The 11,863-nt window shown below is 73.6% G+C and carries 6 protein-coding genes; all 6 read left to right on the top strand.

Annotated features, from left to right (window positions below; all coding sequences use genetic code 11):
• Window positions 1-15: 15 nt before the first annotated feature.
• Window positions 16-6,177 carry a type I polyketide synthase gene (locus OG617_RS33875; protein WP_405097231.1) on the top strand — a complete coding sequence of 2,054 codons (6,162 nt, stop codon included), beginning with the start codon at window positions 16-18 and terminating at the stop codon, window positions 6,175-6,177.
• Between the two features lie 39 nt (window positions 6,178-6,216).
• Window positions 6,217-7,086 (top strand): 3-hydroxyacyl-CoA dehydrogenase family protein, encoded by an 870-nt coding sequence (locus tag OG617_RS33870; RefSeq protein WP_405097229.1) that lies wholly within the window; start codon window positions 6,217-6,219, stop codon window positions 7,084-7,086.
• 34 nt (window positions 7,087-7,120) lie between these two features.
• Window positions 7,121-7,408 carry an acyl carrier protein gene (locus tag OG617_RS33865; protein WP_405097227.1) on the top strand — a complete coding sequence of 96 codons (288 nt, stop codon included), beginning with the start codon at window positions 7,121-7,123 and terminating at the stop codon, window positions 7,406-7,408.
• Window positions 7,401-8,525 carry an acyl-CoA dehydrogenase family protein gene (locus OG617_RS33860; RefSeq protein WP_405097225.1) on the top strand — a complete coding sequence of 375 codons (1,125 nt, stop codon included), beginning with the start codon at window positions 7,401-7,403 and terminating at the stop codon, window positions 8,523-8,525. Before OG617_RS33865 ends, OG617_RS33860 begins: the two co-directional genes overlap by 8 nt.
• Window positions 8,522-9,625 carry an HAD-IIIC family phosphatase gene (locus OG617_RS33855; RefSeq protein WP_405097223.1) on the top strand — a complete coding sequence of 368 codons (1,104 nt, stop codon included), beginning with the start codon at window positions 8,522-8,524 and terminating at the stop codon, window positions 9,623-9,625. The genes OG617_RS33860 and OG617_RS33855 overlap by 4 nt, the downstream gene beginning before the upstream one ends.
• A gap of 243 nt (window positions 9,626-9,868) precedes the next feature.
• A complete protein-coding gene (locus OG617_RS33850; protein ID WP_405097221.1) occupies window positions 9,869-11,833 on the top strand; it encodes a BTAD domain-containing putative transcriptional regulator in 1,965 nt (654 codons plus the stop codon).
• Window positions 11,834-11,863 lie beyond the last annotated feature (30 nt).

The following is an 11,863-nucleotide window of genomic DNA, read 5'->3' as shown; positions in this document are numbered from 1 at the left end:
AAGGAGAGGACCACCATGCCGGCAGATCAGGTTGTCGAGGCCCTTCGCGCCTCCCTGCTGGACAACCAGCGGTTGCGGGGGGAGATCGACCGAGCCCGGGAACCGGTGGCGATCGTCGGGATGGCTTGCCGGTTCCCCGGCGGGGTGAGCACTCCCGAGGAGCTGTGGGACCTGCTGATCGCCGAGCGCGACGGCGTCACCGGCGTCCCCGCCGACCGCGGTTGGGACCTGCCGCCTGTCGACCCGGCCCAGGCCGGCGACCCCGCCGGCTCGTCCGGCCTCCGGGGCGGCTTCCTGCCCGACGCCCTCGACTTCGACGCCGGTTTCTTCGGCATCTCGCCGCGCGAGGCACTCGCCATGGACCCGCAACAGCGTCTGCTGCTCGAGGTCTGCTGGGAGGCGATCGAGCGCGCCGGCATCGACCCGTACCGCCTGCGTGGCGGCGACACCGCCGTCTACGCGGGCGTCATCAACAGCGACTACGGCACCCGGCTCGGCCGGATCCCGGAGGACCTGGCCGGCTTCCTCGGCACCGGCACCATCCCCAGCGTCGTCTCCGGGCGCGTCTCGTACCTGCTCGGGCTTGAGGGCCCCGCGGTCAGCCTCGACACCGCCTGCTCCTCCTCACTGGTCGCCATCCACCTGGCCTGCCAGGCGCTGCGGGCGGGGGACACGTCACTCGCGCTCGCCGGTGGCGTGACGGTGATGCACACGCCGGCGGTGCTCAGCGGCGCGCGGCGGCAGGGCGGCCTCGCCCCGGACGGCCGGTGCAAGTCGTTCTCGGCGAACGCGGACGGGGCCGCGTTCGGTGAGGGCGTCGGCGTGGTCCTGCTGGAGCGCCTCGGCGACGCCCGGCGCCAGGGGCACCCGGTGCTGGCCGTCATCCGTGGCTCGGCCGTCAACTCCGACGGCGCGAGCAACGGGCTGACCGCCCCCAACGGCCCGGCCCAGCGCCGGGTGATCCGCAAGGCGCTCGAGAACGCGGGACTGTCCCCGGCCGACGTCGACGCACTGGAGGCGCACGGCACCGGAACCGTCCTCGGCGATCCGATCGAGGCGCAGGCGGTGCTGGACGTCTACGGCCGGAACCGGCCCGCAGGGCGATCGCTGCTGATGGGTTCGCTGAAGTCGAACCTCACCCACACCCAGGCGGCGGCCGGCGTGGGCGGCGTCATCAAGATGGTGCTGGCGATGCGGCACGGCGTCCTGCCCCGCTCGCTGCACATCGACGAGCCGAGCGCCCAGGTCGACTGGAGCGAGGGCGACGTCGCGCTGCTGCGGGCCGCGACACCGTGGCCGCAGGGCGGCACTGCGCGCCGCGCCGCCGTGTCGTCGTTCGGGGCCAGCGGCACCAACGCGCACCTCGTCCTCGAGTCCGCTGCCGACGATCCGGTCGCGGAGCCGGTACGGCCCGGCGGCCCGGTCGCCTGGGCCCTGTCCGGCCGCACCCCCGCCGCGCTCCGCGACCAGGCAGCCCGGCTGCACTCCCGCCTGACCGCCGAGCCGGACCTGCACCCGGCCGACGTCGGCCTGTCGCTGGCGCTCGGCCGATCCCGCTTCGCCGAGCGGGCGGTCGTCGTCGGCACCGGCCGCGCGGAGCTGCTCGCCGCGCTCGCCGCTGTGTCCCTGGGGCAGAACGCGAACGGGGCCGTGCTCGGCACCGCCCCGGCCAAGCCCGGCAGGGCGGTGTTCGTCTTCCCCGGCCTCGGTGCCGAGTGGCCCGGGATGGCCCGCGAACTCCTCGACAGCTCACCCGCCTTCGCCGCACGGATGGCGGACTGCGAGCGGGTCTTCGCCGCCCACCTCGACTGGTCGCCGGTCGCGGTGGTGCGGGACGAGCCCGGTGCGCCCTCGATCGAGGACGTGCGGGTGCTTCAGCCGGTGCTGTTCTCCGTCCTGGTGTCGCTGGCCGCCGTCTGGCAGGCGTACGGGATCGAGCCGGCCGCCGTCGTCGGGCACAGCCAGGGCGAGGTCGCCGCGGCCTGCGTCGCCGGCATCCTCTCGCTGGAGGACGCCGCCATGATCGCCGTACGCCGTAGCCGCGCGCTCGCCGCTGTGAGCGGCGGCGGGGGCATGGCCACCCTGCTGCTCACCGCCGCCGAGACCGAGAAGCTGATCGCCAGGTACGACGGCCGGCTCTCCCTCGCCGCCGTCAACGGCCCGCGGGTCGTCGTGGTCGCGGGCGCCGCACCGGCCCTGGACGACCTGCTCGCCGAGACCGGGGCCGACGGCGTGCTGGCCTTCCGGACCCCCGTCGACTACGCCCCGCACTCCGCCGACGTCGACCCCGTCCGGGACTCCCTCCTCGCGGGGCTCGGCGGTCTGCGTCCCCGCCGGGGCGTCGTGCCGATGCTGTCGACCGTGGACGCCGGGTGGGTCGAGCCATCGGCGCTCGACGCCGGCTACTGGTTCCGCAACCTGCGGCAGACCGTCCGGTTCCACGACGCCGCGCAGCTGCTCTTCGACGCCGGCCACCGGACCTTCGTGGAGGTCAGCCCGCACCCCACGCTCACCTTCAACCTGCAGGACGCGGCGGCCGACGCGGGGCTGGCCGACCTCGTCGTGGTCGAGACGCTGCGCCGCGACGACGGTGGCAGCACGCGGCTGCTGACCTCGCTCGGCCAGGCCCACGTCGCCGGGCTGCCGGTCGACTGGCGGCCGGCGTACGAGGGCACCGCCGCCCGCCGCGTCGACCTGCCCACGTACGCCTTCCAGCGTCAGCGCTACTGGCTGGACCCGACCCCGGCCGGGGGTGACCCCGTGTCGATGGGGCAGAGCGATCCCGGGCACCCGCTGCTGAGCGCCGCGGTCGAGCTGCCCGGAACCGGCGGCACGGTGTTCACCGGGCGGCTGTCGCTCGCGGAGCAGCCCTGGCTCGCCGACCACGCGGTCCGGGGTGCGGTCCTGCTGCCCGGAGTGGCCTACGTCGAGATGGCCGCGTACGCGGGCGGACAGCTCGGCTGTGCCCTCGTCGAGGAGCTCACCCTCGCCGCGCCGCTCCTGCTGCCGGCCGGCGACGACGGCGGCCCCGGCGTGCAACTGCGGCTGACCGCGGGGACGCGGGACCACTCCGGGCGCCGGGTGATCGAGTTCCACTCCCGGTCCGAACAGGCCGGCCCCGATGCCGAGTGGACCAGCCACGGCAGCGGCGTACTCGCACCCTCCGGACCGCTGCCGGGCGCCGTCGCGGGCGCCGCGTGGCCACCGACCGGCGCGCAGCAGATGCGCATCGGCGAGCTGTACCGGTTCCTTCGGGACCGTGGCGTCGAGTACGGTCCCGCCTTCCGCGGCCTGCGCGCGGCCTGGTCTCGCGGCGACGAGATCTTCGCCGAGGCGGCGCTGCCCGAGGTGGGCGCGAACGGCTTCGCGATGCATCCGGCGTTGCTCGACGCGTTCCTGCAGACCGTCAGCCTGCGCGACGCGGGAGTCGGCCGCGACGCCGCGCGGCAACCCGAGGCGACCGGCGTCCCGCTGCCGTTCGCCTGGCAGCAGGTGCGCCTCTGGGCCGGTGCCCGTCCGGGCCACGCCCTGCGCGTCGCGCTGCGCCCGGCCGGCCCGGACGCGGTCTCGCTGCAGGTCACCGACGAGGACGGCCACGCGATCGTCGCCGTCGGCACGCTCACCATGCGGGCCGCCTCGTTCGACTCGCTGCGTCCCGCCACCGATTCGCTGTACCGGGTCGAGTGGCGCACCCTGGACGGTCCCACCGGGATCGCTCCGGCCGGGCTCTGGGCCCGGCTCGGTGCGGACGACGAGCGGCTGCTGCCCGCCGGTACGCCCGCCGTCACCGGCGACGTCGCCGGCCTGGACGCGGTGCTGCTGGCGTGCCCACCGGCCGCCGGCGGCCCGCCCGCATCGGTGCACGAGACCACCGCCGCCGTCCTGGAGCAGCTGAACGCCTGGCTGCGGCGCCCGGCCGTCGGCAGCCCGCCGCTGGTGGTGCTCACCCGGGGCGCCACCGACGCCGGCGACGAGCCGCTCGACGTGGCGGGAGCAGCGGTCCACGGCCTGGTCCGCTCCGCGCAACAGGAATACCCGGGCCGGCTCGTCCTGGTCGACTCCGACGACCCGCGCAGCACCGCGGAGCTGCTGCCCGCCCTGCTCGCCGGCGGTGAGCCCGAGGTGGCGCTGCGGGCCGGGCGGATCCACGTGCCCCGGCTGCGGCCGGCACGGCCCACCGCCGCGCGGACCGGCGCGTTCGACGGCACCGGCACCGTGCTGCTGGCCGGTGGCGGGGTCCTCGGCGGCATCCTCGCCAGGCACCTCGTGACCCGGCACGGCGTACGCCGCCTGCTGCTGCTCAGCCGACGCGGAACGGCCGCGTCCGGGGTGCTCGAGCTGATCGCCGAGCTCACCGCAGCCGGCGCGCGGGTGACGGCCGAGCGGTGTGACGTGACCGACCGGGCCGCGCTCGACGCGGCACTGGCCGGAGTTCCGGCGGAGCACCCCGTGACGGCGGTCGTGCACACGGCTGCGGTGATCGACGACGCCCTGCTCGCCGACGTCACCCCCGAACGGCTCAGCCGTGTGCTGCGGCCCAAGGTCGATGGGATGTGGCACCTGCACGAGGCGACCCGGGGCCTCCCACTGCGGGCGTTCGTGGCCTACACCTCGGTGGCCGGGCTGTTCGGTGGGCCCGGTCAGGCGGCGTACGGCGCCGCGAACGGTGCCACCGACGCGCTGATGGTGGCCCGGCACCGGGACGGGCTGCCCGCCACCTCGCTCGCCTGGGGGCTGTGGGAGCAGCGCAGCGGCCTGACCGGGGCGCTGTCGGACACCGACGTCAGCCGGATGGCCCGCAGCGGCGTGCTGGGCCTGACCGCCGAGGCCGGGACGGCGCTGTTCGACGCGGCGCTGACCCTGCCCGATCCGGTCCTGGCGCCGGTCGCCCTCGACCTCGCCGCGTTCCGGGCCGGGCCGGTGCCGCACCTGCTCCGCTCCCTGGTGCGCACCTCCGGCACGGAGACCGCCACCGTGGACTTGGGGCTGCGCGACCGGCTGGCCGGGGCGGACGCCGACGAACAGTTGGTGATCCTGCTGGACGCGGTGCGCGTGCACTCCGCCCAGGTGCTCGGGCACGCCGACGCCGGCGCGGTCGGCGCGGAGGAGGCCTTCCTGTCGGTCGGCTTCGACTCGCTCACCGCGCTGGAGCTGCGCAACCGCCTGGCCGCGGCCACCGGGCTGAACCTGCTGCCGACCGTCGTGTTCTCCAGCGGCACGCCCGCCAAGCTAGCCGATCTGGTGCGCGTGGAATGGACGGCGGCCACGGCTGCCGAGCGACCGGTCACCAGCGAGCTGCCGGGCGGCCGGCCGGCGGTCCCGGTCGCGGCCCGCTCCGACGACGACGCGGTCAGCACGCTGTTCCGCCAGCTGTGCCGCCGGGGCAGGTCCGACGAGGCGATCGACCTGCTCAAGAACGCTTCGGCGCTGCGCCCGGAGTTCCACACCGCGGCCCAGCTGCGCGACTCGGCGGATCCGCCGACGCTGCTGCGGATCAACACCCACGACGAGGCGCCCCAGCTGGTCTGCTTCGGCTCCGTCGTCGCGCTCGGCGGTGGCCACCAGTACGCCCGGTTCGTCAACCGCTTCCGCGGCACGTACGGCTCCAGCGTCCTGTCCGCCCCCGGCTTCCTCCCAGGCCAGCGGGTCCCGTCGGCGATGGGCCCGTTGCTGGAATACCACGCCGAGGAGGTCCTCGAACGGCTCGGCGGCGACCGGCCCCTGGTCCTGCTCGGCTCGTCCTCCGGCGGCACGGTCGCCCACGGGGTCGCCGCCGAGTTGGAGAAGCGCGGCGTGCGACCGGCGGCGGTGGTGCTGCTCGACACGTACCTGTCGGACAACCGGGCGATGACCCAGTTCAACGATGTGCTGCTGGGCGGCATGTTCGACCGCGAGGACCAGGCGGTCCCGATGGACGGCACCCGGCTCACCGCGATGGGCAAGTACTTCCGGATCCTCGACGGCTACCAGGCCCCCCAGGTGGCGGCCCGGGTTCTGCTCGTCCGGGCCTCCAGCCCGCTCGGTGCCGCCGCGCCCGCCATCGGTGACTGGCGGGCGAGCTGGCCAGGGGCGCACGCCGTGATCGATGTCGACGGCGACCACTTCTCGATGATGGAACAGCACGTGGCCACCACGGCCACCGCCGTGTCCGACTGGCTCGCATCGATCCTCTCCTGACCCGACCCCCGCAGCAGTCACGGAAAGGCTCTCTCCACGATGAACACGGCAATTTGGGCCGACGCCCCGGGTGCGCACCGGCTCGCCGTGGTGGGTGGCGGCGTCATGGGCGTCGGCATCACCACCCTGGCTCTCATCCGGGGCCTACCGGTCCTGCTCGTCGATGTCGGCGAGCAGGTGCTGGACCGCGCCCGTGCCCGCATCGACGGTGAACTGCGGATGGCGCAGCTGATGGGACGGCTCACCGGCGAGGTGCCGACGGGGACGCTCACGACGACGAGCACCCTCGCGGACGCGGCCGGGGCGAGCACGGTCATCGAGGCCACCACCGAGGACATCGCGATCAAGGCGAGCGTCCTGGCGGAGGTGTCGGCGCTGGTGCGGCCGGGGACCCCACTGGTCTCCAACACCTCCTCGATCCCGATCGACGAGCTTGCCGGCTTTGCCGAGCGCCCCGACGAGGTGGTGGGCACGCACTTCATGAACCCGCCGTACCTCATCCGCACGGTGGAGGTCATCCGCGGCGTCCGGACCGGCGAGGCGGTCATGGCCTCGCTCGGGAGTGCGCTGGCCGCCCTGGGCCAGGAGCCGATCGTGGTCAGGGACGCCCCGGGCTTCGTCACCAGCCGGGTCCTGCATCCCATGATCAACGATGCGGCCCGGATCGTGCAGGCGGGCACCGCGAGCGTCGAGGCCGTCGACTCCCTCATGGAGAACTGCCTGGGGCACCGGACCGGCCCGCTGCGTACCGCCGACCTGATCGGCATCGACAACCTCGTCGACTCGCTCCAGGTGCTTGTCGAGCGCACCGGCGACGAGGGTTGCCGCCCCTGCGACCTGCTCCTGGAGAAGGTCCGCCTGGGCCACCACGGCCGCAAGTCCGGCCGCGGCTTCTACGAGTACGGCTGAACAACAGCGTCACGACAACCCTCTGGAGACACTGATGGACACGACGAACACCGACCCGGACGCGACCGTCGACGGCGGCGCGGTGGAGAAGGATCTCCTCGCGTTCCTGGCGGCCCAGACCAAGCGAACCTGGGAGCCGGATGTGGACCTGTTCGCCGGGGGCGGGCTCTCCTCGCTGTTCGCCATGCAGCTGGTGGTCCATCTGGAGACGGCCTTCGGAATCTCCATCCGCGGCGCGGACCTGCGCCTCGACAACTTCCGGACCGTCGGCAACATGGTCGCGCTGGTGCGGCGCCTGCGTGGCGGGAGCGCCGGTGAGTGACCCGCTCGCCGCGGCCCGTTCCCTGCTCACCGGCCTCGTCGGGGACCAAGCGGAGGCCTGGGACCGGGCCGGCCGGCTGCCCCGGGAGCTGCTGACCAAGCTGGGTGCCGGCGGCTACCTCAGTCCCGGCGTTCCCGCCGCCTACGGCGGCCTGGGCTGGACCAGCGCCCGGGACGGCGAGTTCACCGCGCATGTCGGCAGCCTCTGCTCGTCGCTGCGCAGCGTCATGACCTCCCAGGGCATGGCGGCCTGGACGATCGAGCGGCTGGGTGACGAGGACCAGCGGGCGGACCTGCTGGGGCGGCTCACGGGTGGGGAACTGGCCGCGGTCGCGTTCAGCGAGCCCCAGGCCGGTAGTGACCTGTCCGCCATCGCCACCCGGATCCACCGGGACGGCGACTCGGTCGTGGTCGACGGTCGCAAGACCTGGTCGACGGCGGCCGTCTACGCCGACTTCGTCGTCGTGTTCGGGATGCTGGACGACGGCGGTGCCGGCGCCGTCGTGGTGCCGGCCGACGCCCCCGGCGTCGAGATCGAGCGGATCGCCGACCCGCTGGGCTGCCGGGCCGCCGGGCACGGGGACCTGCGGATGACCGGGGTACGCCTGCCAGCCGCGTGCCTGCTCGGCGGCGGCGGCCAGTTCCTGCCGCTGCTGGTCACCACCGCGCTCGCGTATGGCCGGATGTCGGTGGCCTGGGGCTGCGTCGGCATCCTCCGCGCGTGCCTGCACGCCGCAGGGAAGCACGCGCGCACCCGGGAGCAGTTCGGCCGGACGCTCGGCGGGCACCAGCTCGTCGCACGGCACCTGGCCGAGCTACTGGTCGCCGAGCAGGCGGCCACCCGGGCCTGTGAGCACGCCAGCCGCTGCTGGGACGAGGGCTCGCCGGACCAGGTGGTCGCCACCGTCCTGGCCAAGCACACGAGCGCCACGAACGCGGCGCGGGGGGCCGCCGTCGCGGTGCAGGTCCTGGCATCGGCCGGCGCCCGGGACGGGCACGCGGTGGCGCGGGCGTACCGGGACGCCAAGTGCATGGAGATCATCGAGGGCAGCAACGAGATGTGCCAGCTGCTGCTGGCCGATCACGTGCTGACCGGCGAGGGAGGGGGAGGACGTTGAGCGAGGACACGGCGCCGGGGGCGCCGACCATCGTGAAGTGCCTGGTGTGGGACCTCGACAACACGCTGTGGCAGGGCATCCTGCTGGAGTCCGGTGAGGTGACGCTCGCCGACGAGCTGCGGGCGGTCATCGTCGAGCTGGACGCGCGGGGCATCCTGCAGTCGGTCAGCAGCCGAAACGACCACGACCTGGCGTGGGCGCGGCTGGAAGCGCTCGGCGTCGCGGAGTACTTCGTGCTGCCCGAGATCGGCTGGGGCCGCAAGTCCGACGCGGTACGCCGGATCGCGGAAACGCTGAACTTCGCGCTTGACACGGTCGCGTTCATCGACGACCAGCCGGCCGAGCGCGCCGAGGTCGCGTACCACCTGCCGCAGGTGCGGTGCTATCCGGCCGAGACGGCGCTGACGCTGACCGGGCTGGCGGAGTTCTCCCCGCCGGTGCGCACGGTCGACTCGCGTCGGCGCAGGGAGATGTACCAGGCCGGGTTTCAGCGGGACGCCGAGCGGGCCGGATTCTTCGGCCCCGACGAGGACTTCCTGCGCTCACTGGAGCTGGTGATGCGAATCGGGCGGGCGACCGCGCAGGAGCTGTCGCGCGTCGAGGAGCTGACGCTGCGGACCAGCCAGATGAACGCGACGGGCGTGCACTACTCGGACGAGACGCTGCGCGGGCTGCTCCGGGACCCGGGCCACGAGGTGCTGGTGGCCTCGCTCACCGACCGGTTCGGACCGCACGGCGCCGTCGGCGTCATCCTCGTCCAGAAGCACCCGGACGTCTGGCACCTGCGGCTGCTCGCGACGTCATGCCGGGTGGTCTCGTTCGGCGCCGGTTCCACCCTGATCGCCTGGCTGGCGGGCCAGGCGGCGCGGGCGGGCGTCCATTTCCTCGCCGACTTCCGGCCCACGGACCGGAACCGGATGATGGAGGTCGCCTACCGGTTCGCCGGCTTCGACGAGGAAGCCTGTGACTGCCGGGACGTGCTCGCCGCCCCCGGCGCCGACGGGGTCCAGCGTCTGCATCTCGTGCCCGCCGAGTGGGCCGGTTCGTCCACCGTGCGGCTCGACGCGCCCGACCTCGCCGGGGTGGCCCCGGCTCGCTGAGCAATACCGAGATCCTCGGCAAGCCGGCGCGGTGGGCGCCGGTGCAATGAGTATTCGATGTTTTCGCACGTCAATGCGTTATCCGGCGCCGCCGCGCCGGCCGGCCGTGTACCGGGCGCTCGATATTGCCAATGGAATTTAACTTCATCGTTGCATGTGTAGCCGTACTAACGTGTAAAACGGAGGAGAACACGGGGGTGGGTTGTCGCTGTCGGGGAAACGCTCGGCTGAAGTGAGCAGATAGTGGAGTTTCTCTTTCTCGGCCCGTTGGTAGTCCGCTCCGACGACAGCGAGGTGACGATTTCGGCCCCCCGGCAGCGGGTGGTGTTGACGACACTGTTGCTGTCTCCGAACAAGGTGGTGCCGGTCGACCGCATAGCGAGGTTCGTGTGGGAAAACCCGCTGCCGCCCAGCGCGGCGGCCACCGTCCGGACCTATGTCATGCGGCTGCGGCAGGTCCTCGGTAAGGCCGGGGCGGAGCGGATCCTCACCCGCGCCCCCGGCTACCTCCTCCAGGCCGCCGAGGACGAGACGGATCTCGGCCGGTTCCACGCGCACCGGCGGGCGGCGAAGCGGCTCGTGGAGCGGGACGACCTGCCCGGTGCCGTGGCGGAGCTCGACCAGGGTCTCGGTCTGTGGCGCAACGACCCCTTCCTGGACGTGCCGTCGCCGCGCCTGAGGGATTCCGAGGGTGTCCAACTGCGGGAGTTGCGGTTGCAGGCGCTGGGCTGGCGGATGGACATGCAGCTGTCCCTGCAGCGGCATGCCGAGCTGCTGCCCGAGCTGCGGCAGATCGTCTGCGAGCAACCGTTCAACGAGGCGTTCGTCGGGCGGCTCATGCTGGCTCTCGCCCGTGCGGGCCAGCAGCCCGAGGCTCTCGAGCTGTACCGGCGCACCCGCGCGGATCTGATCGGAGAATTCGGCATGGAGCCCGGCAGCGACCTGCGGGAGATCCAGGGTCGGATCCTGCGCGCGGAGGCCGGGTCGGCCCCTGTGGTGGCCGTGCGGGGCGGACCGTATCCCGTCCGCGACGAGCCCGCCGTGCCGGAGGAGGTGGAAATGCCGCTGCCGGCGCAGCTTCCGCCCGCGGTGCACGACTTCACCGGCCGGGACCCGGAGACCCGGGAACTCGCGGCACTGCTCACCTCGCCCGCCTCGCCCGCGCCGGTCGCCGTCATCACCGGCGGGCCCGGCGTCGGCAAGACCAGTCTGCTGCTGCGCGCCGCGCACGCCGCGCGTGGTGACTTCCCGGACGGGCAGCTCTACGCCAGCCTCAAGGACAACCACGGCCGCCCGGCCGACCCCGCCGACGTCGCCGGCAGGTTCCTCGTCGGGCTCGGGGTGCCGGAACACTCCGTCCCGATCGGGGGCGCCGACCGGCTCGCCTTCTACCGCTCCGCCATCGCGCGGCGTCGGGTGCTGGTCGTACTCGACGACGTCACGTCCGGATCCCAGGTGGGTCCGCTGATGCCCGGCAGCGGCGACAGCAGGGTCCTGGTCAGCAGCCGGTCCCACCTCGTCGACGCGGACTGGTTCCGCACGATCCAGCTGGCCGTCCTCGACGACGACGAGTCGCTCGGGCTGCTCGCCGGCATCATCGGGCGGGAACAGACCGACGCGGCACCCGAGGCTGTCCGCTGGATCGTGCGCGCGTGCTCCGGGATGCCCCTGGCCCTGCGCGTCGCGGGGCTGCGGCTGCGGCTGGCGCACCGTACGCGGCGCAAACTCGACGCCCTCGCGCGCCGGCTGGCGGACCCGCAGCGGATTCTCGACGAGCTCCAGTTCGGCGAGCTGGCCGTGCGGACGGCCCTGGACCGGGCGTACGACGACCTGGCCGCCCACGGCCGGAACGGCATGGATCTGCGCCTGGTCCTGCGCCGGCTCGGCATGATCCCCCCTCGTTGCATCCGGCCACCGGTGGTGGGCGCCCTGCTGGAATGCACCCCGGAGCGTGCCGAGGAGCTGCTGGACGATCTCGTGGACGCGCACCTCCTGCGGGCTGAGGACGGTGGTTGCTACCAGATGCCGTGGCTGTTCTGGGTGCACGCCCGTGAGCGGATGTACCGGGAAGAGCTGTCGGGGTACTACATCGCGGCGGTGGAGAGGCTCACCCAGTACCGCCGGACCATCCCCAAGCCCAGCTGCTATTCCTGCCAGCCGCAGCGATGGATCGCGGGAGCCGTGGCGCTCGCCGAGTACCGCATCTGATGCGACCTGACGCGACCTGACCGGCGCCCA

The organism is Micromonospora sp. NBC_01412 (assembly GCF_045040215.1).
GTDB classification, from domain to species: Bacteria; Actinomycetota; Actinomycetes; order Mycobacteriales; family Micromonosporaceae; genus Micromonospora; species Micromonospora rubida.
Note: the sequence above shows the minus strand (reverse complement) of the source record. Positions and strands in the feature narration are given on the sequence as shown.